Raw genomic sequence first — 25,850 nt, 5'->3', positions numbered from 1 at the left:
AGGCGCGCATGACGCGGACGGGCCCGTCGATGCAGGAGCTGATCCGGCGGCGCACCCGGGCCGGTTTCGTCGGCAGGGCCGCCGAACGCGCCCTGTTCCGGACCAACTTCACCACCGAACCGGACGACGAACGCCACCGCTTCCGCTTCCACGTGCACGGCAACGCGGGCGTCGGGAAGACGTTCCTGCTGCGCGAGTGGGAGCAGATCGCCCGCGACCAGGGCGCGCTGACCGCACGGGTCGACGACAGCGCGGGCAGCCTGCCGGAGGTACTGGCCGGGATCAGCCGCCAGTTCGCCGCCCAGGGCCGCCGCATGAAGGAGCTGGACCGCCTCCTCGCCGCCCACCGCGAGCGGCGGCACGAGGCGGAGCTGGCCGTGCTCGCCGCGCGGACGGAGGAGGAGGACGCCCCGTCGGCGGGCGGGCGGCTGGCGGCCCGGGCCGGTGTGGTGGCGCTGGGCATGGTCCCGGTGGCCGGGCCACTGGCGGGCCTGCTCGACGCGGACCAACTCGCCGAGAGCGCCGACCGGTTGCGGGCGAGGGTGCTGTCCCGGCTGCGCGACCACGAGGACGCCCAGCTGGTCCTCGCCCCGGAGCGGGTCCTCACGCCGGTCTTCCTGCGCGAACTCACGGAGGCGGCCGGGTCGGTCCCCTGGATCGCCCTCTTCTTCGACACGTACGAGCGCACCGCGGCGTACCTGGACGGCTGGCTGCACGAGACGATGACGACGGACCGGCACGGCGCCGTGCCCGCCACGGCGGTCGTGGTCACGGCCGGGCAGCGCCCGGTGGACCCGGCCCGCTGGGGCGGCCTGCGGGACTTCGTCACGGACGTGCCCCTGGCCCCCTTCACGGAGGCGGAGACGCGCGGCCTGCTCGCGGGCCGGGGGGTGACCGCCGAACCGGTCGTCCAGGAGGTCCTGCGCCTCACCGGCGGCCTGCCCGTCCTGGTCTCGACCCTCGCCGAGTCCCGCCCCGTCGACCCGGACGACGTCGGCGACCCGAGCGCCACGGCCGTCGACCGCTTCCTGCGCTGGGAGCGCGACCCCGTGCGGCGGTCCGCCGCGCTGGCCGGCGCGCTGCCCCGCTGGCTCGACGCGGACGTGTTCCGGGCGGCGGCCGACTGCCCGGCGGAGGAGGCGGAGAGCGTCTACGCGTGGCTGCGCGGCATGCCGTTCGTCACCGACCGGGGCGGGCAGCGGCTGCGGTACCACGACGTCGTACGGGCGCCGATGCTGCGCGCGGAGCGGCGGCGGTCGCCGCGCGGCTGGGCCGAACGGCACCGGCGGCTGGCCGCCACGTTCCGGACCTGGCGCGAGGAGGCGGAGTCGGACCGGGAGCCGGGCGCGCTGTGGCCGGACGAGGCGTGGCGGGAGCTGCGCCTGGCCGAGACGTACCACGTCCTGTGCGCCGGGACACGGGACGCGCTGCCGGACGCGTTGCACGACGCCGTGCACGCCTGCGAGGTGGGCGCGGGAGTGGCCGCGCGGTGGGCACGGGTCCTGCTGGACGCGGGCCGGGACGCGGAAGCGGACGAAGTGGCCGCGTGGGGCGCGGAACTCACCGCGGCACTCGAAACGGACGGCATCGCGTCCGCACTCGGCCTCCTCCTGCGCCGCGCGGGACTCGACACGCCGGCCCGGGCCCGCGCCCGCCTGGTACGAGGCGACGCCCTGCGCGGCGACGGCGCCTACGAACAGGCTCTCGCGGAGTACGACCGGGCCGTCGCCCTGGACCCCGAACTGGCCCCCGCCCACCGGAACCGTGCCGTGCTCCACGGACAACTGGGCGATCTGGACGCGGCGATCACCGACCTCGACCGTGCCGTCGCGCTGGAGCCGGGCAACGCCTGGTGCCTCGCCCTGCGCGGCGAGCACCACCGGCTCGCGCGGCACGACGCCGAGGCGATCCGCGACCTCACCGAAGCCGTCCGCCTCGACCCGGCCAACGAGTTCCCCTGGGCTTCCCGGGGCGCCACCCACGAACGCGCCGGGAACCCGGAAGCGGCCCTGGCCGACCTGAACCAGGCCCTCGACATCAAGCCGGACTACGCCTGGGCGCTCGCCCGCCGCGCGCGGGTATGGCGGGCCATGGGCGACCCGGAGCACCAACTCGCCGACCTCGACCGCGCGCTGTCGCTCACGCCCGACTGGGCGTGGGCCCGGTGCGAACGCGGCGACGCGCTGCGGGCCGCGGGCCGGGACGAGGAGGCCGTCGCCGACCTGGATGTCGCACTGGCCCTCGACCCCGAGTACGCCTCGGCGTACGCGAGCCGGGGCGCGTCCCTGACCCGGCTAGGCCGCCACGCCGAGGCGCTGGCCGACCTGGACCGGGCGGTGGAACTCCGGCCGGGATACGCCTGGGCGCTGGACCGCAGGGCGGAGGTGCTCCGGGTCAGCGACCTGCCGTGAACGCGAGGAACTCCGACCAGGCGGCGCGGGTGAATGCCAGGTGGGCACCGTCGCGTTGCTTCGAGTCGCGGACGTGCAGGGTGAGGTGGGGGGTGGGGGATATGGCGGCTTCGAGGCAGTCAGGGCCGTCGTTGCCGCTGTAGCTGCTTTTGAACCATTTCAGGGGAGTGGCTGTCATGTCTCTTCTCCCAGCACTTTCTCGATGAAGGTCAACGACTCGCGGGGCGGCAGGGCTTGCGCCCGGATCATGCCATAGCGCATATCGAGGACCTGTACGTCTTTCGGGTCGCTGATCACTCGGTCGTACAGCTGGCTCTCCGTGTGGCCGAGTGCCTTGCCGTCCTGGAGTTTCAGCAGCCGGAACGAGCCCATGACGGCCGCGTGATCCTCCCTGTCCATGGGCATTACCTGGATCTCCACGTGCCGCATCTCGGCTACCTGCAACAGGTGTTCGAGCTGTTGGCGCAGGACCATTTTGCCGCCGAGCGGGCGCCGCAGCGTCATCTCTTCCTGGACAAAGGTGATGAGTGGCTGGGGCGCTCGATCGAAGACTGCCTTCCTCGCCATGCGCGCGGCCACGTGTCGCTCGATCTCATCCTGGGAGTACGAGGGGCGCCGCATGGCGTACAGGGCCTGGGCGTACTCCGGCGTCTGCAACAGTCCGTGAATGTGCAAGGCGGAGTAGGCGCCAAGCTCAATCGCCTGGTCTTCCAGCTTGGTCAGGTCCCGGACGGTCTTCGGATACCGAGCCTTCTCCACATCCTCTTTCATCGCGGCGAGCTTGCCCCCCGCCTGGAGCACCTCGTCCGCCTTGTCGAGAAAATCCGGCTTGGGGATGCGGCGGGCCCGCTCCACCGACGACACCATCTCCTCGCCGTACCCGATGGCCGCGCCCAGCTCCGCCTGCTTCAGCCCCGCCGCCTCGCGCCACATCTTGATCTGCCGCCCGACGGTCCTGAGCACGGCCGCCGCTTCCTCGTCCTCCACGCCTTCCCCTCCTGACGTACGACCCGTACGACCCCGTCAAGCGTCCGGACAGTCACGCTCCGTACCGGGGTCGTCGCTGTTCAGGGTAGGGACGGGCGACCACGCTGGGTGACATGAGTCAGAAATCCCCCACCCGGATCCCCGCGCACTCCCGCCTCTTCGCCGTTCAGCTGTCGGCGACTCGAAGGGGTGCGCGACTGGCGCGGCTGCTCACCGAACGCCAACTCGACGCGTGGGGCGAGCCCTACGACGCCGCCGCACACGTCGTGGCCGAGCTGGCGTCCAACGCCGTACGGCACGGACGGGTGCTCGGCAGGGACTTCCGGCTGCGGCTGGAACTGCGCGCCGACCGCACGCTCCGCGTCGAGGTCACGGACGCCCGGGGCGACCGGATCCCGCGCGTCCCGGACCCGGTGGAGGAGGACACGGAAGGAGGCAGGGGCCTGCGCATCGTGGAGGCGTACGCGGACCGCTGGGGCGTGACGCGGGCCCCGGCCGGCGCCAAGACCGTGTGGGCCGAACTGCCGTTGGCGTGACCGCATCGCGGTGCGTCATGACCCGGCCGGTCCCGACGCCAAGAACCAAAGAACCGGGAAAAGAACCCACCCACCCCCGCCGCCCCCGCGGCTCACCCGCAGGGGTGAACATCACCAACTCGGCTGGCGCGGCGGGCAGTCGATGGTGCAGCGTCGGCGCAGACAACCCCACAAACGAATACGGCCCTCGCCGGGACTGCCATCCCACTGCGAGGGCCTGATCACCAAGGAAGAAGAGACCTTCCCGATGACTGAGCAGCACCCTAGCGCGCCCTCGCGCGCGCGGTCCGGCACTTCAGGTGTCCAGCACGTGACGGAACGCCACGACGACCACTTCACCGTCGTCGGCAACCACCTCGCCCAGCACCCCGAGCTGTCCCTGACGGCGATCGGCCTGGCGGTCCACATCCAGTCGCTGCCCGCCGGAACGCCGGTCGGCATCAAGGCGCTCACGGCGAAGTTCCCGGAGGGCGAGATCCGCATCGCGGCGGCCCTGCGCGAACTGGAGGCCCACGGGTACCTCGCTCGCCCCAGGGAGCGTCTTCAATCGGGCCGAGTCGTAACCCGCACGGTCTCGTACAACAAGCCCCGGACCGCCGCCGCCCCGGAGCCCCGGCCGGAACCCGCGCCGCCCCGCCCGGAAGACACGGCGGCTGTGCGGCCGGACCGATCGGCGGCCTCCGACGTCCTCACCGGGCTGCGCACGCTCGACTCCCGCCTGCTGCTCAGCGAGCGTGACGTGCACCGCCTGGCCCCGGCGGTCACGGCGTGGCTGGAGCGCGGGGTTCCGCCCGAGGCGGTCCGGCGCGCCCTGACGACGGGCCTGCCCGCGGCCCCGATCCAGCACCCGGCGGCGTTCCTGGCCCACCGCCTGACCGCTCTCCTGCCCCCACCGCTCCCCGCGGCCCCACCCCCTTCCCCGCCCCCGGTCCGCCCGGCTCCCCTCCAGACCTGCGACGGCTGCGACCGAGCCTTCCGCGCCTCCCACCCGGGCCACTGCCGCGACTGCCGCACCGCCGCACAGAGGGCAGCGTGACGATGCCGAGTCCGAATCATGTGGTCTGTGCCGTCTCAGCGGCTCCCCACGGCGTTCGCCGGTACCGTACGAGGAGCGAATCACCAGCACCGGAGGTCACCGTGAGCGCTCAGAGCGACGGCCCGTACGGGCCGCTGATCCCCATGCCTCAGCTGACTCCGGACGCACTGCGTGATGCCGTGGCACGGATCGCCCCGAGTCGTCTCCCGACGCTGACGCAGCACCTCTTCGAGGCCACGACCAATGCTCAGCAGACTCAGAGCCTGGCGCCCCTGCGCGCCTTCGTGCACTCATGGGCCGTCTTCGTCGCGATCGAGCGCCACCCCGCCAGGGCCGAGCGTCTGCGGGAGCTGGAGCGCATCGTCGATGCCGGCGAACAGGACCCGACCGAGGCCATTGCCGAGATCCGCGCCATCCGGGACGCCGCAGAGGCCGAGGCAGGACTGTGACGGACTGGTCCTGGGACTACAACCCGAGCGCCGACTATGTGACGAACGGCTTGCCGCCCGGTGTAGTGGCGGAGGTCGAACGGCTTGCCGCGGAACTGGCAGCTCTCGGCCATGACGCCGTGCGAGTCGGCAGACCGTTCGACAGGGAGGCCGGACTGCGTGAGTTCGACCTGTTGGGTGGGCGCGGTTTCATCAGCTTCCTTGCCGTGCCGCGCCACGAGTGCGTCTACGTCTGCAACGTGACCTGGTACGGCTGACCCGTCCCGCTCCGGGAATCCTGGGGCCCACCCCCACCCCGTCCCGCCCCCTGAACCCACCGTCCCCATTCGATTACAGTGGCGAGCTGTCGTACGTGTGGACGGTGCCCTGGGAGGTCGAGGTGGGTGCGACTGCCGGTGCCGTCTGGGGGCGTGCGGAGCAGCAGGACTTCCGCAGCAGGGTGCGCGGGACGCTGCTCGGCGTGGCCGTCGGGGACGCGCTGGGCGCGCCGGTGGACGGGCTGGGGATCGACGCGATCCGGGAGGCGCACGGGGCCGAGGGCCTGCTGGACCTCGCCCCGGCCTACGGCAGACGCGGCGCCGTCACGCACCTCACACAGCTGACCCTGTTCTCCGTGGACGGGCTGATCAGGGCGCAGGTGAGGCGGGACACCGGCGCCTGGCACCCGCCGACCGACCTGCACCGGGCGTATCTGCGCTGGGCCGCCACCCAGCGGGACTGGGGGCCGGACGAGCGCCGCAAGGAGGACGGCTGGCTGGCCCGCGAGGAGTGGCTGTACGCGCGCCGCGACCCGAGCCGGGCGCTGCTCCTCGGGCTCGGCGACGCGACCATGGGGACACCGGACGCGCCCAAGAACCCGGGCGAGACCGGGCCCGAGGCCGCGGCCCGGTCCGCGCCGTTCGGGCTGCTCGTCGGGTGGGAGCCGCAACTCGTCGCCCAGCTCGCGGTGGAGTGCGCGGCGCAGACCCACGGCCACCCCACGGCCTGCCTAGCGGCCGGCGCCTACGCGGTGATCGTCCACGGCCTGGCCCTCGGCGAGAGCCTGGACGCCGCCGTGCAGCGCGCCTTCGCGCTGCTCGCCGGCCGCCCCGGGCACCAGCCCGTCGCCGAGGCGCTGCAGCGCGCGCTGGGCGCCGTGCGCCAGGGCATGCCCGGACCCGAACGGGTCGCCGAGCTGAGCGGGGCGGGCTCGGCGGAGGGGCTCGTCGCGGCGGCCGTGTACTGCGCGCTGGTCGCCGCCGACGTCCGCCACGGCCTGTGCCTCGCCGTCAACCATGACGGCCCCTCCGCCGCCACCGGCGCGCTGACCGGCGGCCTGCTCGGCGCCCTGCACGGCGAGACGGCCCTGCCGCCGGCCTGGCTGGCCGAGCTGGAGGGGCGCCCCACGATGCTGGAACTGGCCGACGACTTCGCCATGGAGATGACCCAGGGCCCCGCCCTGCACGGCCCGGCGGGCTCCTCCCCGGGCTGGCTGGCCCGCTACCCGCGCGCCGTGTAGGACCTTTCTTCCCATTGCTCACTCCCATGGCATGGGCACGTCACCGTACCGTGGTCGTTCCGTCACCTTCGGTCCACAGGATCTGCACGGCCCGACGTGGGATCACCGTCCCGCGACCGCTGCACCGGGCCGGTCCGTTCATCCCCCTTCACGGAGGCACTGTGCGCAAGCTGCGCGGGACACAGATGGCCGCGATCGCCGCGGTTCTCACGGCCATGGCGGTGCTGCCCGCCCCGGCCCGGGCCGCCGGCTCGGGGCTCCCGGAGGTGACCGCCACCACCGAGACCCCGGCCCTGTACGGCGACGACGCCGGCGGCAACGCCGACGCCGACGACCCGGCGATCTGGCGCAACGCCGCCGACCCCGACGCCAGCCTGGTGATCGCCACCGCCAAGGAGGGCGGCCTGCGCGTGTACGACCTGGCCGGCGAGGAGGTGCAGTCGATCCCGGCGCCGCCCGCGCCCACCCCGGACGACAAGCCGGGCCGCTTCAACAACGTGGACCTGATCTCCGGGTTCCCGCTGCCGACCGGCCGCGCCGACGTCGCCGTCGTCACCGACCGCGGCCGCGACCACCTGCGGATCTACCGCATCACCCCCGGCGCCGCCCGGCCGCTGACCGACGTCACCGACCCGAACGCCCCGCTGGTCTTCTCCCGGACCCAGGACGAGGTCAACGACCAGGCCACCCCCTACGGCCTGGCCACCTGGAAGGACAAGGCCACCGGCCGCTCCTACGCCGTCGTCAGCCAGCGCAGCCGCACCCGGCTCGCCCTGCTGGAGCTGAGGACGACCGCCGCCGGAGCGGTCACCTACCGGCAGGTGCGCACCTACGACCTGCCCGCCTCCTTCACCCTCCCGAACGGCACCTCCTGGAGCCCCTGCGGCGACCCCGGCGACCTCCCGCAGGTCGAGGGCATGGTCGTCGACCCGGCGAACAAGGTGCTCTACGCCGGTCAGGAGGACGTCGGCATCTGGCGGCTGCCCGCCGACCTGAGCGGCAAGCCGAAGCTGATCGACAAGGTCCGGGAGTACGGCGTCCCCGGCACCTACGACGAGGCCACCGAGGAGTGCGTCGCGGGCGCCGACCCCGGCTACGGCGGCACGCACCTGTCCGCCGACGTCGAGGGCCTCACCCTCCTCGACGAGGGGGACGGCGACGGCTACCTGCTCGCCTCAAGCCAGGGCGACGACACCTTCGCCGCCTACGACCGCGAGATCTCCGACGGCAACGAGTACGAGAGCGGCTTCCGGATCACCGCCGGGACCGTCGACGGCTCCGAGGAGTGCGACGGCGCCGCCGTGCTGAACGCCCCCCTCGGCTCCCGCTACCCCGGCGGCCTGCTCGTGGTGCAGGACGGGCACAACACCCCGGACGAGACGGACTCCGACGGGGAGGTCCGCGACAACACCGACTTCAAGTTCGTCGATCTGCGCAAGGTGACCGGCGCGCTGGCCGAGGACGACTGAACAGCCGTACGCCCTCCGCCCGTCGCGGGCGGAGGGCGCACGGTCGTCGCGCGTCGCGGCGGCGCCGCCGTTAGTCCTGCACCGTCGTGCGCACGGCGGTGTCCTCCACCCCGCCCGCCGGCGCCGGCACGGTGGCCGCCGCGGCCCCGTCCCCGTCGGTGTTGATCTTCTCGATGAGCGCCACCCGCTCCGGGGTGTCCTCCGGCTTGATGTAGCCCATGAGGACGTAGAGCACCAGCGACACCGCCAGCGGCACCGACACCTGGTACTGGAGCGGCACGCCGCCCTCGACGTTCCAGTTGATCGGGTAGTTCACCAGCCAGAAGGCGAGCAGGCCCATCGACCAGCTGACCAGGGCGGCGGTCGGGCCCGACCTGCGGAACGCGCGCAGCAGGCCCAGCATCATCGGGATCGCCATCGGGCCCATCAGACCGGCCACCCACTTGATCACGACCGTGATGATGTCGTTGAACGTGGGCGAGTTGACCTGCGTCGCCGCCGCCATGGACAGACCGAGGAAGACGACGGTGGCGATCCGGGCGACCCGCAGGCCCTGGCTCTCGCTCCAGGCCCGGGCCCGCGCCCAGATCACCGGCGCGCAGTCCCGGGTGAACACGGCCGCGATGGCGTTGGCGTCCGAGGAGCACATGGCCATGGTGTGCGAGAAGAAGCCGACGATGACCAGGCCCAGCAGACCGTGCGGCAGGAGCTGTTCGGTCATCAGGGCGTAGGAGTCGGAGCCGTCGGGCTTCTGCGACTCGACCAGCAGCGGCGACATCCACATGGGGAAGAACAGCACCAGCGGCCAGACCAGCCACAGGATCGCCGACAGCCGGGCCGACCGCTCGGCCTCCTTGGCGTTCGGGGTCGCCATGTAGCGCTGGGCCTGGTTGAGCATGCCGCCGTTGTACTCGAAGAGCTTGATGAACAGGAACGCCAGCAGGAACACCGTGCCGTACGGGCCGACCAGCGGTTTCTCATGGCCCTGGAGCTCGGGGGAGTCCCAGACGCCGAAGAAGCCGCCGTGGTCGTCGAGCCGCACGAACACCGCCACGAACATCGCGATGCCGGCCAGCAACTGGATGACGAACTGGCCGAGTTCGGTGAGCGCGTCCGCCCACAGGCCGCCGATCGTGCAGTAGATCGCCGTGATGCCGCCGGTGATGAGGATGCCCTGGTTGAGGGAGATCCCGGTGAAGACGGACAGCAGCGTGGCGATCGCCGCCCACTTCGCGCCCACGTCCACGATCTTCAGCAGCATGCCCGACCAGGCCAGCGCCTGCTGGGTCTTCAGGTCGTAGCGGTTCTTCAGGTACTCCAGCGGGGAGGCCACGTGGAGCCGGGAGCGCAGCCGGTTGATGCGCGGGGCGAACAGCTTCGACCCGATGGCGATGCCCAGGGCGATGGGGAAGGACCAGGTGACGAAGGACGTGACGCCGTAGGTGTAGGCGATGCCCGCGTACCCGGTGAACATCACCGCGCTGTAGCCCGACATGTGGTGCGAGATGCCGGACAGCCACCACGGCATCTTGCCGCCGGCGGTGAAGAAGTCGCTGACGTTGTCGACCCGTTTGTGCGACCAGACGCCGATCGCCACCATCACGGCGAAGTAGCCGATGAGCACGGCCCAGTCGAGACCGTTCATGTGCGCCCTCCCAGGGATCAGCCCGGCGCTCATCGTGGGCGCTGCTGCGTGAGCACGACAAGTCGGCGTTAAGTCAAGGGGAGGTAAAAATGTTCGACGTGCTGGCCCTCGTTCACCTACATGAACGCCATCGATCAACGCCCCGGCGATGACCAGCGACGACTCTCACAAGCCAGACCGCGCCCGGTCCGACGCCAGGAACGCCGCCGCGCCCGCCTGCGCCGCACCGGGCGGCTACCCTCGCGGTCATGACACGCCCCTGGATCCTGCCCGCCCTCTTCGCGCTCAGCGGCGCACTGGGCGCGGCCGCGCTGAAGGCCGCGGGCGATCCGGCCGCGGCCCTGGCCAGCGCGCTGGTCCTGCTGCTGCTCGCGGTCGCGCACTCGCCGCTGGTCTTCCCTCGGGCGGTCGGCCTCGCGGAAGCGCGACGCCGCAGCGCCGCCGACGGCCGGCCGGTCGTGTTCTGGCGCCCGGGCTGCCGGTACTGCCTGCGTCTGCGTATGCGACTGGGGCGGCGGGCCGGGCGGCTGCACTGGGTCGACATCTGGCGCGACCCCGAGGGAGCCGCCGTGGTGCGGGCCGCCACCGGGGGCGACGAGACGGTCCCGACCGTGCTCGTGGCGGGCCGTCCGCACGTCAATCCTGATCCCGCCTGGGTGCGCGAGCAGTCGGCCCGCTTCCGCTGACCGGGGCGCGCCGCGCCCACCCGGTCAGGGCAGCAGCTCCTCGGGGCACGGCGTCCCGCGCGGCAGCTGGTACGGCGCCGCCAGGCGGTAGGTGCCCGGCTTCGGGGCGATGAGCTCCGTCCAGCGGTCGCCCTGCGCGTCCTCCTCCGTCTCCCGCAGGCAGCCGTTGACGTTGACGTACGTCTTCGGCTCGCCCTCCGGGCGGTCCTCGGAGGCCTCCGTCTCCTGCGGCGGCTTCAGGCTCTTGCCCTCCGCGTCGACGATGCTCAGCCACGGCGAGTACGGCACGCGGACCAGGATCCGGCCCGCCTTGCGCACCTGAAGGACCATCTCGCCCTGCTCGGCCCGGTCCACGACGGCGTTCGGCTCGGCCAGCGGGGTCGGGTCGGTGACCTTGAACAGCTGCCAGTTCGCGTCGCCCCACACCTGGTTCAGATAGGGCAGGCCGCGCTGCACCAGCGCCCGCTCCCGCTCACCGCCGTCGCCGTCCGGCTCGTCCTTCGGCAGCACCACGTAGTGCACCGCCCAGCGCTTGAGCCACTCGCGGTAGTTCGCCGAGTTCAGGGTGTCGTCGTAGAAGAGCGGGTTGCGCTCCATGTCGGCCTGGCGGTTCCAGCCGCGGGCCAGGTTGACGTACGGCGCGAGAGCGGACGCCTCACGGTGCGAACGGGCCGGGACGACCTCGACCCGGCCCTTCTCCGCGCCGACCTCCTGCAGCTCGTTGACGAGCGGCGCGAGCTCGCGCGACCAGGAGGCCGCCGGGGCCGTGTGCACGATGTCGTCGACCGTCTTGAAACCGATCCACACCGCGAAGCCGGCCAGGGCGACCACGGCCGCGTACCACTTGCGGCTGCGCGGCACCGTGAACGGCAGCGCGGCGACCAGCGCGACCCCGGCGAACAGCATCGCGAGACGCGTGATGTTCGAACCGATCTGCGAGCTGATCAGCCACACCAGCACGACCCCCAGGCCGTACACCGCGGCCGTGAGCCGGACCGTCTTCCAGTCCCGCGGCACCAGCACGAACACCAGCACCGAGAACGCCAGCGGCAGCACCACCGAGCCGAACATCATCGGCTGCGTCCCCGAGAACGGGAACAGCCACGCCGACACCGCGACCACCGCGCTCGGCGCCAGACCCAGCGCCCACGCGCCCGGCCGCCGCTTCTGCAGGAACAGCGCCACGGCCACCAGACCCACGAACAGGCCCGCCACCGGCGACGCCATGGTGGCCAGCGCGGCCAGCGGCGCCGCGCACAGGGCCTTCGCCCAGCGCTTGTAACGCCACCGGTACGGCCAGCAGAACACCACCGCCACCGCGCCCAGCGCGAACATCATCCCCAGGCCGAAGGTCACCCGGCCGGACACGGCGTTGCAGAACAGCCCGAACACGCCCGCCAGCGACGCCCACAGCGGATTGCGCACGGAGCGCGAACGCAGCAGGAGCAGCGTGAGCAGCCCGGCCGAGACGGTCCCGGCGATCATCATCGTCGTCCGCACCCCGAGCACGGACATCAGATACGGCGACACCACGCTGTACGACACCGGGTGCATGCCGCCGTACCAGGCGAGGTTGTACGCCGAGTCCGGGTGCCGGCCGACGAACTCCGCCCACGCGTCCTGCGCGGCCAGGTCACCGCCGCTGTTCGCGAACGTGAAGAACCAGACGACGTGCAGCACCGCGGCGAGCCCCGTCACGGACAGCACGGGATGGCGCAGCATCCGCTCCCGCAGGGCCAGCACGAAGTCCGGCCACCGGAACCCGGAGGGGGTTCCCTCGGGGGCGGTTCCCGTAGCGCCCTCGGACGCTTCTCCGGAGGCGCCTTCGGGTGCGCCGTCAGGTGTGCCGAGGTCCCGCGTTCTGGGCGCGCGTATTCGCGGGCCGGTCACCTGGCCCGGGTCGGCGTCGTCTGCGCGTGTCGGCTCCGCAGTGGCCACTCGAAGGCACTCCCCGTGTCCCGTCTTCTGTTCTCGGCTTCTTCCCCCGGACGCGTACCGTTCGCCCTCGGTTCGCGGCCGCGCCGCCGCGCACGGCGACCCGCCCCGGTTCGCGACGCTAGCACGCACCCCGCCGGGCAGCGCCCGGACGGGCCGTGACCGACGGGGTGCGCTCGCGTGGGGCGGCGCCGCGGCTCAGCCGATGCGCGTGAGCTTGGCCCCGAAGCCCGGTTCCACCAGGTCCTTCTGCAGGGCGACCGGAACCTTCACCGCGCCGCTGCTGCCGTCCCCGACGGTGAGCGTGCCCACCTTGGTGCCGGCCTCGGCCGTGTGCGGCAGGTCGTCCGCGGCGAACGTCAGCTTCACCGACAGGCCCGCCCAGCCGACGGCCGTGACGTCCTCGGTGACGGCGACCGGCGTCCGGCCGCCGAGCCCGTCGTCGGCGTACCCGACGACCGTGCCCTTCTTCAGGATCGTGGCCGACTCCAGGGCGCCCTGCGCGGCCTTGATCAGCCGGTCGCCCTCGTAGAGCGCGGCGCCCAGGATCGTGTTGTCGGGGCCGCCGGCCGGCTGGCGCACGACCGCGCCGATGATCCGGTGCGTCTCGCCGTTCACGTCCTTCTTCGCGGAGAAGACGAGGTTGCCGAGCGCGGAGGTGGTGGTGCCGGTCTTGATGCCGGTGACGTCGTTGGAGCCGACCAGGCGGTTCCAGTTGTCGTGCCGGGTGCCCTTGTAGTCGACGTACGACATCATCGCCGCGACCTCGCGGAAGGCGGGCTGCTCCATGGCGGCCTTGGCGAGCTTCACCTGGTCCACGGCCGTGGAGACGGTCGTGTTGTTCAGGCCCGACGGGTCGGTGTACGTCGTGTTCTTCATGCCGAGGTCCTTGGCGGCGCCGTTCATCTTCTCCACGAACGCCTTCTCGGACCCCGCGTCCCAGCGGGCGAGCAGCCGCGCCACGTTGTTCGCGGACGCGATCAGGATGCTCTCCAGCGCCTCGCGCTGGGTGATCTTGTCGCCCTTGGTGACGTCGACCGTGGACTCCTGGCCGGCGTCGGACTGGTCCTCGGCCGCCTGGTCGATGTCGATCTTCGGCCCCTCGGCGCCGCTCTTGAGCGGGTGGTCGCGCAGGATCACGTAGGCGGTCATGACCTTGGCGACGCTGGCGATCGGCACGGGCTTCTGCTCGCCGGACGAGCCGAACGTGCCGATGCCCTGGACGTCCAGCGCGGCCTGGCCCTTGGCGGGCCAGGGGATGTCGACCTCGCCGCCCTCGAAGGTGTGGCTGTCCTTCGCGGTGAGTTCGAGGGTGGGCGCCGGCAGCGGGCGCACACTCTGCACGACCCCGAAGACGACCACCAGCAGCAGCACCAGCGGCGTCCAGATCTTCACCCGGCGCACGGCCGTGCGCAGCGGGGTCTCCGGCGGCGGCGGGGTGTTCGTCAGCTCGGCCAGCAGGTCCAGCGGCGGCTTCGGCGGCAGCGGCTGCTGGGTGGTCCGCTCGGGGCCGACGGTGGGGACCGGGGCGGTGGCGTCCGCGGGCGCGACGGGCTTGCGGGCCGCCGGGTCGTCCAGCGGCTTGAGCGCGACGAACTTGCTGGTCCGCTCGGCGTCCTTCTCGGGAGCGCCCTTCTCGGGGGCGTCCTTCTTCTCGGCGTCCTTGCCGGCCGCGTCCTTGGTGGCGCCGCCCAGCTTGAGCATGGTGGTGGGCTGGTCGACGGGCGGCCGCACGGCCTTGAAGACGGCGGTGGGCTGATCGACGACCGGCGCGGTGCCCTTCCCGCCGGTGCCCTCGCTCTTGTCCGGCTCGGCGCTCTTGTCCGGCTTGGCGTCGCCGGTCGCGGGGGCAGGGGTCTTGCCGGTGCCGGTGCCGGTGCCGGTGCCGGTGCCGGTGGCGGGCTCCGTGCCGGTGTCCGTGCCGTCGGCGTCGGCGTCCGGGTCCGGGCCGGGCTTCGGTGCCGGGGTCGCGGCGGCCTTGGCGTCGTCGCCGGGGGTGCGCGGGGCGGTGGACCCGGTGCGGTCGGCGGCCGGGGCGGGGCTGGTGCCGCTCGCCGTGCCGCCGTCGGTCTTGTCGGCGTCGGCCGGTCCGGACTCCTCGGTGCCCGTGTCGCGCGGGGCCGTGGCGGAACGGTCCGCCTCCGACTCCTCGGCCTCCTCGACCTCGTCCCGGCTCAGGGAGCCCGTGGACGCCGCCTTTGGGGCCTCTGGGGCCGCGGAGGGCTCTTCGGTGTCTTCCCGGGCGTCCACGGGCTCGTCCGCGCCGCCGGACGCCTCCCGGCCGCCTTGGACACGCTCCTCGGCGCCCTCGGCGTCCTCGGCGCCTCCGGCCGCCCCGGCGTCCTTGGCCGCCCCGGTCTCCCTGGCGTCCCCGGCCGCCCCGGCGTCCTGTGCGTCCGTGCCCGCGGCGGCGGGCTCGTCGGTGTTCCCGGACGTCGGGCGGTCGCCGGACGCGGTGGACTCGTCCGTGTGCCCGGCGTCCGCCGCGGAGTCCTCGGAGGTCCCGGCCTCCGCCGGACCCTCGGCACCCTCGGAGTCCGCCGGGCCCTTGCCCTCCGCGTCCTCCGCGCCGGGCCGCTGCTCGTCGTCGTCCGCCGACGCGACCCACGCGGCCACCGCTTCCCGCAGCCGTCCGTCCGTACCGCCCGTACCGCCCGTGCCGGAGGACTCCCCGGACTTCCCGGACTTCCCGGACTCGCCGGACGCCTCACGGCCGGAGTCGCTGTCGCCGCGCTCCGCGCCCCGCGGCTCCTCGCCCGTCCGCGCCGACAGCACGCGGGTCGCCGTGTCGACGGCCCCGCGCGCCGAGACCTTCTCCGCCTCCCGCGCCATCGCGAGCCGCGGGTCCGCTGACTCGCTCCTGGCCCCGGGAACCGGACCCGCGCTCCCCGACGTCGGTTCTGCCGACGACTCGCGCTGCTTCGACCTGTCGGGGGACTCGCCCGCCACCGATGCCTCCTCCTCGCGCCGCACCACCCGCGTGCGCGTACCGAAACCGTGAACCGCCGCCCTGACACCGCTCCCCGGCGCTGTCCGAACCATGTACCAGTGTCCTGTGCGCGGACTGGACCCATCCGGTAGACGAGAACGACATACCTACTGGTTCCACTACGAACCGGTCACGCACCCTCGACAGACCAATGTGAGAGGGGTCACCCTGTCATTCATCCACGCGGGGAGGCATGGATGGGCAGGAGCCGCAGAACACTTCCGGAGGAGCTTCTGCTGCTGGCATTGGACCCGGCCACGGGTACCACTGCGCAGCCGCAGTCGCTCGACCTCGGTCTGGCCGGAGCACAGCTAGTGGAGCTGGCGCTGGCCGGACGGATAGCCCCAGACGGGGATCGTATCGCCGTGGTGGTACCACGGCCGACTGGAGATCCGACCTTGGACTGCGCGTTGGAGTTGCTGCGAAGGCGCGGCGCTCCCGTACGGGCGGTCCACTGGATCGGCGGGCCGCGCTTGGGGCTCCGCCAGACCTACCTCTCGCATCTGGAGCGGTGCGGCATGGTGCATGCCGTGGCGGGCCAGATGTGCGGAGTGCTGCCGACGACTCGCTACCAGGCGACGGACACCGAGATCAGCCGGGAGATCAGGGCCCGGCTGGACTCCGCGATCCGCACCGGCGTTCCGCCGGACCCGCGGACCGCGGCGCTCGCCGCACTGGCACACGCGGTCGGCCTCGGCAAGCACCTGTACCCGGGCAACGAGGGACGTTCCTCTCGCTCCCGGCTCAGGGACCTGATCAGGCACGACCCCATGGGCGGTCTCGTCGCGCACGCCGTGATGGACGTCCAGAACGGCGTGGCGGCCCAGCCGCGCCGCAGCCCGGCACCGTCCGGCCGCCCCCAGGCCGCCGGTGGAGCCAGGCCCGCACCGGAACCCGCCCGAGGCGTTCCGATGCAACCGCGCCACGGATCCATGGCGCGCGCCGTGGCCCACTGAGCCGCACCGCACCACCCGGGCACGACGTACGACCCACGAACCCGGTCACGGGAGCCGCTGTCCGAGCGGGGCGGCGAGAGTGCGAACTCTCGCCGCCCCGCTCGGCGTGCCGTGCCGTGCCGAACTGGCGTGTACCCGTCGCATATCCACCGTTTCCCAGCGGTAGGAAGCACCTTGGTGGCAGTCTGCTCAGCAGCAGATACGCAAAGTAGAGGCACGCAGCCGGAGGTGCACGTCCCGTGGCGTCCAATGTCAATCCCACCGTCAGGCGGCGCCGGCTCGGCCAGGAGCTCCGCAGGCTCCGCGAGCTCAAGGGCATGACGGCCGAGGAAGTGGCCGAGCGGCTGCTGGTGTCGCAGTCGAAGATCAGCCGCCTGGAGAACGGGCGGCGCAGCATCAGCCAGCGCGACGTGCGCGACCTGTGCGGGGTCTACGAGGTCGAGGACCAGCGGATCGTCGACTCGCTGATGCAGATGGCCAAGGACTCGCGCCAGCAGGGCTGGTGGCACGCCTTCGGTGACATCCCCTACTCCGTCTACATCGGCCTGGAGACGGACGCCGAGTCGCTCCGCGTCTACGAACCCCAGATCATCACCGGCCTGTTGCAGACCCGTGCCTACGCCGAGGCGATCATCCGGGGCGGTTCGCCCGAGGCGTCCGAGGCGGACAACGACAAGCGCGTCGAGGTCCGGCTGCGCCGGCAGGGCCGTATCACCGCCGAGACGGACCCGCTGCGGCTGTGGGTGGTGCTGGACGAGGCGTCCCTGCACCGGGTCGTGGGCAACAAGGAAGTGATGCGCGAGCAGTTGGAGCATCTGATCGAGATGTCGCAGCTGCCCCACATCACCGTGCAGGTCCTGCCGTTCGAGGTCGGCGCGCACGCCGGCATCAACGGCCAGTACTCCATCCTGGAGTTCGCCGACGCGGCCGACTCCAGCGTCGTGTACATCGAGGGCGTCACCAGCGACCTGTACCTGGAGAAGCCGCTCGACGTGCAGAAGTACACGGTGATGTACGAGCACCTGCGCGCCCAGTCGCTGAACGTGGACCAGTCGCGGCAGCTCATCGAGCGTCTGGCGAAGGACTACGCACGCTGAGGACCGCACACGCCGAACCGGCGCCGGAAAAGGAGGCGAATCGGCAGGGCGCGGGATGCTACACCCCTGACACGCCTGACTGGAAGTCTCCCCTGGAATATGCCATCCAGTCGAGTGAATGACTGCTCCGAACGAGGAGGCGGGCGAGTAGCGTCGATCACGCCACCCACCAGCACGGGTTGGCGTAAACGCAACTGGCTACGGAGCGAACATGGCAATTCGTCTGGGCGCCACGGAAACGTGGACGACGTCCTCCTACACCAACAACAACGGCGCCTGCGTGATGGTCAGGTCGACCGTCGAAGAGGCCCTGGAGCTCGGGGACACCAAGGTCCCCGAGGGTCCCAAGCTGGCGTTCCCCGCCGACGCGTGGAACGCCTTCGTGGCCTCGGTCAAGGCCTGACCACGAGATCGACCGCAGCACAAGCACCACCGACAGAGCCCTCTCGACCAGCATCGCCGTCCTAGCCGAGAGGGCTCCGCTCGTGCCCGCGGCCTCTGCCCGCCGCCCGGCCCTCAGGCCGGCCGGGCCGGCTAGGCCAGCTGGGCCTCTATCGCCGCCACGACCTCCGGGGACTCCGGCTCGGTCTGCGGCGAGAAGCGCGCGACGACCGTGCCGTCCCGGCCGATCAGGAACTTCTCGAAGTTCCAGCGGATGTCCCCGCTGTGCCCCTCGGCGTCGGCGAAGCCGGTCAGCCGGTCGTAGAGCGGGTGCCGGTTCTCCCCGTTGACCTCGACCTTCTCCGTCATCGGGAAGGTCACGCCGTACGTCGCCGAGCAGAACTCGGCGATCTCCTCGGCGCTGCCCGGCTCCTGGCCGAGGAACTGGTTGCAGGGCACGCCGAGGACGGTGAAGCCCCGCCCGGCGTAGCGCTCCTGGAGCTTCTCCAGCCCCGCGTACTGCGGGGTCAGGCCGCACTTGGAAGCGACGTTCACCACGAGCACCGCCGTGCCCGCGTACTGGGACAGGTCGGCGGAGCCGCCCTGCAGGGAACCGATCTCGACGTCGAGGGGAGAGGGTGCGGTGTTCTCGGAAGTCGTCATGGGCGGATGCTAACCGTGCCGGGTGCCGGGCCGGTCCTGGGCCTCCACCAGCACCTGCCCCGCCGCCGTCCGCGAGTACAGCACCGACCTGCCCGCCCTGCGCCGCTCCACCAGCCCCGCGTCCAGCAGCACCCGCAGATGCCGCCCCACCGAGCCGAGCCCCTGGCCCGTCACGGCCACCAGCTGGCTGGTGCTCAGCGGGGAACCGAGCCGGACGAGCACCCCGGCGCGGGCCGGGCCGAGCAGCGCGGCGAGGCTCGCCGGCACGGGCCTGCCGCCGGGGTCGGCGAGGGCGCCGGCGCACGGGTAGACCACGGCGTACCGGTCCGTCCCCTCCCACGACACCCAGCCGATGCGCTGCGTGGTGATCGGCACGAACACCAGCTCCGCGCCGGAGATCTCACGCGGCGGGTACTCGTGCGCGTTGACCTGTAACCGGTTCTCGCCCAGCCACCGCGTCCCCGGCCGCAGCGTGTCCAGCGCGCTCGCCCAGCCGCCCCGGCTGACCTGCGCCGTCCGCGCCACCACGTCCGCTTCCAGGACCCGCCGCCGCTGGGCCCAGTACGGCCGCACCGCCGTCGTCCACACGTACGTCAGCAGGTCCGCGGCGCGCTCGGGCAGGTCGTCCCGGTGCAGCGGTTCCGGGACCGGGCCGGGCAGGGAGAGGGTGAGGTCGGCGCGCGCCGCCGCCGGGCAGGCCGCCCGGACGCGCGCGACGCACTGCTCGAACGTCTCCCCGTCGAGCGGGGTGGGGGAGAGGAAGTCGGCCGTCCACTCCGCCCCGATGCCCGCGCGGACGAGCAGCGAGGTCACCGGGTCCCGGGCCAGCCGCCGCCGGTAGTCCGGCAGATGCGCGTCGAGCCACCGGCGTTCGCCGGGATGCGCGGCCCGGGCCGTGTGCAGCAGCCGCAGGCACCCGAAGGCCTCCGCGAACGGCGAGATCACGAACCGGCTGCCCGCGAGGGTGTCGGCGTTGATCTGCCACCAGCCCACGTCAGCACCGTCCTTTCGCGTGTGCGCGAAACAGTGTCTCCGGTCTGCGGCCCCGCCGGAGACTCCGCGCATGCGCAGCTACCGCCACCTGTTCCGCACCCCCGAGTTCACGCCCTTCTTCCTGGCCGCGTCCGCGCAGACGGTCGCCCAGACCATGGGCGGACTGGCCCTGGGCACCCTGGTGTACCGGCAGACCGGGTCCCCGCTGCTGTCCGCGGTGAGCATGTTCGGCTCGTCCCTCGCGCAGGTGCTGGGGGCGACGTTCCTGCTCTCGGCGGCCGACCGGCTCGCCCCGCGCGCCGCCCTGACGGCCCTGCCCCTGCTCTTCGCCACGGCCACCGCCGCCCTGGCCCTGCCCGGCCTGCCCGTCTGGTCGCTCTTCGCGATCGTGCTGGCCAGGGGGCTCGCGGAGTCGGTGGGCGGGGGAGTGCGCTGGGGCCTGCTGAACGAGATCCTCAGCAAGGACGGCTATCTGCTGGGCCGCTCGGTCTTCAACATGATGAGCGGCCTGATGCAGATCGCCGGCTACGCGGCCGGCGGCGCCCTGGTGGCCCTGCTCTCCCCCCGGCTGTCCCTCCTGGCGGCGGCCGCCCTGTACGTCCTCACGGCGGCCGTGACCCGGCTGGGCCTGACCCGCCGCCCGCCCCGCGCGACGGGCCGCCCCTCGGTCGGGGCGACCTGGGCCGCCAACGCCCTGCTGTGGTCGTCCACCCCGCGCCGCCGCGTCTACCTGGCGCTCTGGATCCCCAACGGCCTGGTCGTCGGCTGCGAATCCCTCTTCGTCTCCTACGCGCCCGAGTCCGCGGGCACCCTGTTCGCGTGCGCCGCGCTCGGCATGCTCGCCGGGGACGTCCTCATCGGCCGCGTGCTCCCACCCCGGCTGCGCGCCCGCCTCGGCCACCCCCTGCTGCTGCTCCTGGCCCTGCCCTACGTGCCGTTCCTGCTGCACCCGCCGCTCCCCCTGGCGGCGGCCGCCGCCACGGTGGCCTCGGCCGGCTTCGGCGCGGGTCTCGTCCAGCAGGAGAGGCTGGTGGCCCTGACCCCGGAGCACCTGACGGGCCACGCGCTGGGCTTGCACTCGGCGGGCATGCTCACGATGCAGGGCGTGGCGGCGGCCCTGGCGGGCTCGGTGGCCCAACTGACCTCTCCCGCGCGGGCGATGACGGTGATGGCCACGCTGTCGGCGGTGGCGACACTGACGCTGATGGCGGCGGACCGGCGGGAAGGCCGGGAGCACCGGGGACAGCCGGAGCGGCCTGCGGCCCGGTGAGCGTCCGGCGGACTCTCACCGCCGTGGGGCCACCGCGACGTCACTCCTCGTCCGGCTCGGCGTCCTGCGGTGCCTCGCCCTCGATGAGCCGTTCCGCGATGTCGTCGGCCCACTCCTGCGCCCAGCGGCGCAGTCCGGCCACGGCCCCGGCGTCCAGGCCCTGCGAGGTGAAGGCCCGGTCGTCGAGCCAGTCCACACCGGTCAACCGGGCCTGGAGATCGGTGAGATCGAAGGTGTCCGGGGCGTGGCGGCGGGCCAGCTCCTCCAGTTCGGGGTGGCTCCAGCGGGTGGCGAGGGCGTACACGTCGACCAGGTCACGTGGGAGCCCGCGGTCGGCCAGGTCCCGCACCCGGGTGCCGGCGAGGTCGTCGAGGGAGAGGGCCGGCCCGAGCTCCGTGAGGACTGGCGGCCGCCACAGCACCTCCTTGCGGACGGCGACCTGGCACTCCGCACCGGTCGCCGCGTCCGTGACGAGGAACTGCGCGGACAGCGGCCCGGTCTCCAGCGTCCGCACGAGCCAGCCGCGCGCCACCAGCCCCGTGCGGACGGTGCCGGCGATGGCGTCCATCCCGGCCGGGTGCTCGGTGGCGACGTCGACGTCCCGCGCGGCCCGCTCCAGCAGCCCGTGCGCCGGCACCGCGGAGCCGCCGGCGAGGACCAGCGAACAGGCCTCGCCCGCCGCGAGCACATCACGCAGCAGCCTGCTGATCGGCTCGGACTCCGGGGGCGGGGCGGACATGTGCCGATTATCGCCGTGAGGTGCCGGTGGGGACCGTGGGGACCGCCCCGGACGGGTGAGGACCGGGAACGCCCGCCCACCCGCGGCACCCACGCCACCCGGGCTCGAAGCGACGGCCGGCGGCGCGACGGCCCGGGGGCCGTCGCGCCTGGTGGGTGGTGCGGCCGTGGCTCAGCCGGGGGCCACGGCGCGGCCCGTCTGGGGCGAGATCATGCCCGCGCACAGGCCGCGCGCCGCCAGGCCCTGGGCGATGCGGGGGATCGCGGCCAGGGAGTTGGCGGACCAGTCGTGCATGAGGATGATCTGGCCGTTGGTGAGGCGGGCCGCGGACTGGACGATCGCGTCGGTGCTCGCGCCGTTCCAGTCCTGCGAGTCGACGTGCCAGAGGATCTCAGTCAGGCCGTGACGGGCCGCGACCGACTTCACGGTCGCGTTGGTCTCCCCGTACGGCGGGCGGAAGAGCCTCGGGGTGCCGCCTCCCGCCCCGGCGATCGCCTGCTGGGTCCGGGAGATCTCCGACTCGATCTGCGCCTGGCCCAGCTGGGTCAGGTGCGGGTGGGTGTAGCTGTGGTTGCCGACCCACATCCCGGCCGTCACCTGGGCCCGGACCAGGGACGGGTTGGCGGCGGCGTACTGGCCCTGGTTGAACATCGTGGCCCGCAGCCCGTTCTGGCGGAGCGCGTCGAGGAGCCTCGTCGTGTTCCCGGACGGGCCGTCGTCGAAGGTCAGTCCGACATATCCGGTGCAGGCGGCTGCCCGCTCGGGGGCGGCGGTGGCGGTGGCGGTGGTGCCGAGGGCGGCGGCGGTGGCCGCCAGGGCGGTCGCGAGGACCGCCAGCCTCGTCACCAGGGCGCGCGGCGTGGAGTGCGGGTGCGTCCTCATGGTCACCGCACGGTGATGTTGGAGCTGCCGCTGCTCTGGTATCCCTCGGTCGCCATGATCATGTAGTACTTGAAGTTGCCGAGGGGCATGCCGGCGCGGGCCCACGCGTCGAAGTGGTTGCCGGCCGTGATGGTGCCGCCCGTGCGCTTCGACTGCCGCACGCTCCAGTACTGGTCGAAGGTGCGCGTGCCCTCGACGGACGGGGCGTTGTACCGCGTCGTCTTGTAGATGTCGTACGTGCCGCCGTCGCTGGTGACGGTGCCCTTGTACTGGCCGGTGGGCCGGTACGTGCCCCAGTTGTCGACGATGTAGTACTCGACGAGCGGGTTGGCCGTCCAGCCGTAGAGCGTGAGGTAGGCGTTGCCGGACGGGTTGAAGCTGCCCGAGTACGTCACGGTGCGGCGGGCGCCGGTGCTCCAGCCCTTGCCGGCGACGAAGTTCCCGGTGTTCCGCCACGAGGTGCTGTACGTGCCTCCGTTGGACAGCGTCATGGAGACGGTGCCCGGGGCGTCGGTCCAGAACGAGTAGTAGTACCCGTTGTTGGTGCCGGTCTGGTTGGTCGTGATCACGGTGTCCGCGTGGGCGGTACTGGCTGCGAAAGTCACCATCAGCAGGGCGCAGACACCGCTGATGAGCAGCCGTAAGCGATTCGAGAGCGTGTTCATGGGGGGCGCTTCCTCCTTCGCCTCGTCAGTCATCCGGAGTGTTGGCCGGGCCCTGACAACTGTCAACAGTTTCGGTAGGAGTTTCGAAATATTCGCCGTCCCAGGAGTCGCCGCCCCGACCCGAGTTCGCAGCTCAACCGGCTTCTGAGCAGGCATGGTCCGCCTGTCGCCGGTCACTGCTGGGGCAGCTGCTCCGGACTGGATGCTTCCGGTACTCGAATCTTTCGAAGCCCTTCCGGACAAAACCGGCCACGGCTCACCCCGGCCCTGATCGCTGATGTGGGCGGATTGTCCATACCTGTTATTGAATGAGGTGTGCGGTCAGGAATGTCGGGATCCTCGTCCTCGTCGCCGTTCGACATGATCAGCAGCGCCCTGGGGAAGTACATGCCGCGCGGCGGAACGGCACCGTCCGCCGATTCCGGGGACCGGCGGGACGACCGGCAGGGCGACCGGCCCGCCCGCCCCCTCCTGTCCACCGACCCGGACGCGGCCCCCGCCCGCCAGGAGCAGATACTCGGCGCGGTCAACCTGGACACCGACCTGAGGATCACCCGCCGCAACCTGGGCGCCCCCGTCTTCGCGGGGGTCGAGGCCCCGATCGGCAGCCCGTTCGTCGACCTGCTGCCCCCCGGCGACGTCCCGACGGTCACCCGGCGGCTCCGCCAGGTCCTGGAGACCGGTGAGCCGCACGTCGCCCGGGTCCAGCGCCTGCGGCGCGCCGACGGTTCCGAACTGGTGGTCTCGATGAGCATCCTCGCCGCCGCGGCGCCCCAGGAGGGCCTGACCGTCTCCCTGATCGCCATGGCCAAAAGGCTGCACCTGTACGCCGCCGAGACCGCGATCGGCACCTCGCTGGACATCGGCGAGACCGCGCAGTCCCTGGCGGAATCGCTGCTGGCCTGGGGAGACGTGGCCGCCGTCGACCTCGACTTCGCCGTGTGGACCGGCGAGGCGGTCACCCGACCCCCGCGGGGGCGCATCCGGCTGCGCCGCGCGGCCCTGGTGCCGGACCGGGCCTGGCCCGACGGGTACGTCACCCCGGGCCACGACCTTCCCGGCGACGCCAGCCGCCTGCTGGCCCAGGCGATACGGCGCGACGACGCCGCGCAGGCGATCGTCATGCCCGACCGGGACGCGATCGAACGGGCCCTCGGCACTCCCCGGCTGGTACGCGCCCTCGTCCCCGGCGACCAGGCGGCCGCCGTGGCCTTCGTACCGCTGGTCCTCGACGGCGACGCCTCGCCCGTCGTCCTGGGCGTGGCGGAGATCTGGCGGCGCGCGGACCGCCCCTTCCACGACGGGGAACTGCTCGACCTCCAGGAACTGGTGGCCAGGACCTCCCACCACGTCGACCTGGCCCGCCAGCACCAGCGCGAGCACACCCAGGTGCTGGCCCTGCAACGCCGGCTGCTGCCCCGCACCGGCGGCGACACCATCGAGACCGCCAGCGTGTACCAGCCCGCCACGCCCGACAGCGCGGGCGTCGGCGGCGACTGGGTGAACAGCTTCCCGCTGCCCGACGGCCGTACCGCGCTGGTGGTCGGCGACGTCGTGGGACACGGCCTGGGCGCCGCGGCGACCATGGGCCAGCTCAGCATGGAGGCCCGCGCCCTGCTCTCCGCCGGGCTGGCACCCGACGAGGTCCTGGAGCACCTCGACGACACCGTCTCCCTGCTGGACGACACGGACTCCGGGCTCGCGGCCGGTTACAGCGCCCTCGGCTCGACCTGCTGCATCGCCGTGTACGACCCCGTCGCCCAGCGCGTGGCACTGTCCAGCGCCGGCCACCTGCCCCCGGTCCTGGCACCCCCGGACGGTCCCGCCGTCCCCCTCGCCGTCCGGCCCCACCCCGGCCTGGGCGCCGAGTTCGCCCTGCGCGAGCCGTTCGACGTGCACTCCTTCGCCGCGCCCCCCGGCTCGCTGCTCGCCCTCTACACCGACGGCCTGGTCGAGGACCCCGCCCTGTCGATCGACGAGGGCATCGCCAGGCTGGCCGAGGCCGTGTCCGCGGTGGACCCCTGGGACGCCCTGCCGCAGGCCGCCCGGCACGTGGTCGCCACTCTGGCGCCCGCGCGCCGGCGCGACGACGTCACCCTGCTGCTCGCCCGCATGATCGGCCACCGCAAGGGGGACACCGCGACCTGGCGGCTGCCCGCCCGCGCGGACGCGGCCACCCGGGCCCGCGCCCTGGTCCTCGCACTGCTGGAGCGCTGGCAGGTCCGGGCCGACATCCGGGACAGGGCGGTGCTGGTGGTCGACGAACTGGTCGCCAACGCGGTCCGCCACGCCGCCGGCCCCCTCACGGTCCGGCTGATCAGGACCGGCCACGGGCTGCTGTGCGAGGTGGGCGACACCGGCAACGGCAGACCGCGACTGGGCCGCACCGACCTGTTCGCCGACGCCGGCCGGGGCCTGCACATCGTCCACCGGCTCACCACGCGGTGGGGGGTCCGCTGGACGGACACCGGGAAGGTGGTGTGGGCGGCGATCGGCCGCTGAGGCGCTGAGGCGCTGAGACGCTGGGGCAGGCGAGTGCTGCAGGGGGGACGTGTACGAGGGC

23 protein-coding genes are annotated in these 25,850 nt (G+C 72.8%); 13 read left to right on the top strand and 10 right to left on the bottom strand.

Annotated elements, in window-relative coordinates; translation table 11 throughout:
- Positions 1–8 precede the first annotated feature (8 nt).
- Positions 9–2,411 carry a tetratricopeptide repeat protein gene (locus tag ACF07N_RS26705; RefSeq protein WP_392117516.1) on the top strand — a complete coding sequence of 801 codons (2,403 nt, stop codon included), beginning with the start codon at positions 9–11 and terminating at the stop codon, positions 2,409–2,411.
- Here the strand turns inward: ACF07N_RS26705 and ACF07N_RS26700 are convergent.
- Both ACF07N_RS26700 and ACF07N_RS26695 read right to left on the bottom strand, forming a co-directional pair.
- Positions 2,395–2,589 (bottom strand): DUF397 domain-containing protein, encoded by a 195-nt coding sequence (locus ACF07N_RS26700; RefSeq protein WP_392117513.1) that lies wholly within the window; start codon positions 2,587–2,589, stop codon positions 2,395–2,397. The two genes, ACF07N_RS26705 and ACF07N_RS26700, sit on opposite strands and share 17 nt — an antisense overlap.
- Positions 2,586–3,398, bottom strand: coding sequence for a helix-turn-helix domain-containing protein (locus tag ACF07N_RS26695; RefSeq protein ID WP_392117510.1), 813 nt, complete (start codon positions 3,396–3,398; stop codon positions 2,586–2,588). The genes ACF07N_RS26700 and ACF07N_RS26695 overlap by 4 nt, the downstream gene beginning before the upstream one ends.
- Before the next feature lie 113 nt (positions 3,399–3,511).
- Here ACF07N_RS26695 and ACF07N_RS26690 point away from each other — a divergent pair, with 113 nt between their 5' ends.
- The 6 genes from ACF07N_RS26690 to ACF07N_RS26665 all read left to right on the top strand — a co-directional run bounded on the left by ACF07N_RS26690 (position 3,512) and on the right by ACF07N_RS26665 (position 8,386).
- The gene (locus tag ACF07N_RS26690) at positions 3,512–3,934 is read left to right on the top strand and encodes an ATP-binding protein (RefSeq protein WP_392117507.1); all 423 of its coding nucleotides are present in this window, start codon (positions 3,512–3,514) and stop codon (positions 3,932–3,934) included.
- 310 nt (positions 3,935–4,244) lie between these two features.
- Entirely contained in the window at positions 4,245–4,970 is a 726-nt protein-coding gene (locus ACF07N_RS26685; protein WP_392117505.1) for a helix-turn-helix domain-containing protein, read from the top strand.
- Positions 4,971–5,071: 101 nt separating this feature from the next.
- Positions 5,072–5,419 carry a DUF6247 family protein gene (locus tag ACF07N_RS26680; protein WP_392117502.1) on the top strand — a complete coding sequence of 116 codons (348 nt, stop codon included), beginning with the start codon at positions 5,072–5,074 and terminating at the stop codon, positions 5,417–5,419.
- Complete coding sequence (locus ACF07N_RS26675; protein ID WP_392117499.1) at positions 5,416–5,676, top strand: hypothetical protein; 261 nt, start codon at positions 5,416–5,418, stop codon at positions 5,674–5,676. The genes ACF07N_RS26680 and ACF07N_RS26675 overlap by 4 nt, the downstream gene beginning before the upstream one ends.
- A gap of 122 nt (positions 5,677–5,798) precedes the next feature.
- The gene (locus tag ACF07N_RS26670; protein ID WP_383345092.1) at positions 5,799–6,917 is read left to right on the top strand and encodes an ADP-ribosylglycohydrolase family protein; all 1,119 of its coding nucleotides are present in this window, start codon (positions 5,799–5,801) and stop codon (positions 6,915–6,917) included.
- A 185-nt stretch (positions 6,918–7,102) separates the two neighbouring features.
- Entirely contained in the window at positions 7,103–8,386 is a 1,284-nt protein-coding gene (locus tag ACF07N_RS26665; protein WP_392118061.1) for a phytase, read from the top strand.
- Positions 8,387–8,456: 70 nt separating this feature from the next.
- On the opposite strand, the gene ACF07N_RS26660 is transcribed toward ACF07N_RS26665, so the two are convergent.
- Positions 8,457–10,031 carry a sodium:solute symporter family protein gene (locus ACF07N_RS26660; protein ID WP_392117494.1) on the bottom strand — a complete coding sequence of 525 codons (1,575 nt, stop codon included), beginning with the start codon at positions 10,029–10,031 and terminating at the stop codon, positions 8,457–8,459.
- A 248-nt stretch (positions 10,032–10,279) separates the two neighbouring features.
- Here ACF07N_RS26660 and ACF07N_RS26655 point away from each other — a divergent pair, with 248 nt between their 5' ends.
- Positions 10,280–10,717 carry a glutaredoxin domain-containing protein gene (locus ACF07N_RS26655; protein WP_392117491.1) on the top strand — a complete coding sequence of 146 codons (438 nt, stop codon included), beginning with the start codon at positions 10,280–10,282 and terminating at the stop codon, positions 10,715–10,717.
- Between the two features lie 24 nt (positions 10,718–10,741).
- On the opposite strand, the gene ACF07N_RS26650 is transcribed toward ACF07N_RS26655, so the two are convergent.
- On the bottom strand, positions 10,742–12,655 hold the full coding sequence (locus ACF07N_RS26650) for an MFS transporter (RefSeq protein WP_392117488.1): 1,914 nt from the start codon (positions 12,653–12,655) through the stop codon (positions 10,742–10,744).
- 195 nt (positions 12,656–12,850) lie between these two features.
- Positions 12,851–15,601 carry a D-alanyl-D-alanine carboxypeptidase gene (locus ACF07N_RS26645; protein ID WP_392117486.1) on the bottom strand — a complete coding sequence of 917 codons (2,751 nt, stop codon included), beginning with the start codon at positions 15,599–15,601 and terminating at the stop codon, positions 12,851–12,853.
- Between the two features lie 237 nt (positions 15,602–15,838).
- Here ACF07N_RS26645 and ACF07N_RS26640 point away from each other — a divergent pair, with 237 nt between their 5' ends.
- From ACF07N_RS26640 to ACF07N_RS26630, 3 genes are all read left to right on the top strand, one after another.
- Complete coding sequence (locus ACF07N_RS26640; protein WP_383329711.1) at positions 15,839–16,597, top strand: GPP34 family phosphoprotein; 759 nt, start codon at positions 15,839–15,841, stop codon at positions 16,595–16,597.
- Positions 16,598–16,836: 239 nt separating this feature from the next.
- Positions 16,837–17,694: a helix-turn-helix transcriptional regulator gene (locus tag ACF07N_RS26635; RefSeq protein ID WP_311681551.1), complete on the top strand. Its 858-nt coding sequence runs from the start codon at positions 16,837–16,839 to the stop codon at positions 17,692–17,694.
- A 211-nt stretch (positions 17,695–17,905) separates the two neighbouring features.
- On the top strand, positions 17,906–18,097 hold the full coding sequence (locus tag ACF07N_RS26630) for a DUF397 domain-containing protein (RefSeq protein ID WP_114253634.1): 192 nt from the start codon (positions 17,906–17,908) through the stop codon (positions 18,095–18,097).
- Between the two features lie 131 nt (positions 18,098–18,228).
- Here ACF07N_RS26630 and ACF07N_RS26625 read toward each other — a convergent pair whose 3' ends face one another.
- Both ACF07N_RS26625 and ACF07N_RS26620 read right to left on the bottom strand, forming a co-directional pair.
- Positions 18,229–18,738, bottom strand: a complete 510-nt coding sequence (locus ACF07N_RS26625) for a glutathione peroxidase (RefSeq protein ID WP_383588660.1) — start codon at positions 18,736–18,738, stop codon at positions 18,229–18,231.
- Between the two features lie 9 nt (positions 18,739–18,747).
- Positions 18,748–19,731, bottom strand: coding sequence for an ArsR/SmtB family transcription factor (locus tag ACF07N_RS26620; RefSeq protein ID WP_392117481.1), 984 nt, complete (start codon positions 19,729–19,731; stop codon positions 18,748–18,750).
- Positions 19,732–19,801: 70 nt separating this feature from the next.
- Here ACF07N_RS26620 and ACF07N_RS26615 point away from each other — a divergent pair, with 70 nt between their 5' ends.
- Positions 19,802–21,001 carry an MFS transporter gene (locus tag ACF07N_RS26615; protein ID WP_392117478.1) on the top strand — a complete coding sequence of 400 codons (1,200 nt, stop codon included), beginning with the start codon at positions 19,802–19,804 and terminating at the stop codon, positions 20,999–21,001.
- 40 nt (positions 21,002–21,041) lie between these two features.
- Here the strand turns inward: ACF07N_RS26615 and ACF07N_RS26610 are convergent, their stop codons facing one another.
- The 3 genes from ACF07N_RS26610 to ACF07N_RS26600 all read right to left on the bottom strand — a co-directional run bounded on the left by ACF07N_RS26610 (position 21,042) and on the right by ACF07N_RS26600 (position 23,287).
- A complete protein-coding gene (locus ACF07N_RS26610; protein ID WP_392117475.1) occupies positions 21,042–21,740 on the bottom strand; it encodes a nucleotidyl transferase AbiEii/AbiGii toxin family protein in 699 nt (232 codons plus the stop codon).
- A gap of 171 nt (positions 21,741–21,911) precedes the next feature.
- The gene (locus ACF07N_RS26605) at positions 21,912–22,622 is read right to left on the bottom strand and encodes a polysaccharide deacetylase family protein (RefSeq protein WP_392117472.1); all 711 of its coding nucleotides are present in this window, start codon (positions 22,620–22,622) and stop codon (positions 21,912–21,914) included.
- Between the two features lie 2 nt (positions 22,623–22,624).
- The gene (locus tag ACF07N_RS26600) at positions 22,625–23,287 is read right to left on the bottom strand and encodes a glycoside hydrolase family 11 protein (protein WP_392117469.1); all 663 of its coding nucleotides are present in this window, start codon (positions 23,285–23,287) and stop codon (positions 22,625–22,627) included.
- Between the two features lie 327 nt (positions 23,288–23,614).
- Here ACF07N_RS26600 and ACF07N_RS26595 point away from each other — a divergent pair, with 327 nt between their 5' ends.
- Positions 23,615–25,789 (top strand): SpoIIE family protein phosphatase, encoded by a 2,175-nt coding sequence (locus ACF07N_RS26595; protein WP_392117467.1) that lies wholly within the window; start codon positions 23,615–23,617, stop codon positions 25,787–25,789.
- Positions 25,790–25,850 lie beyond the last annotated feature (61 nt).

Origin of the sequence: Streptomyces sp. NPDC015242, from assembly GCF_043079125.1 — a bacterium.
In the GTDB taxonomy this organism is placed as follows: domain Bacteria; phylum Actinomycetota; class Actinomycetes; order Streptomycetales; family Streptomycetaceae; genus Streptomyces.
Note: the sequence above shows the minus strand (reverse complement) of the source record. Positions and strands in the feature narration are given on the sequence as shown.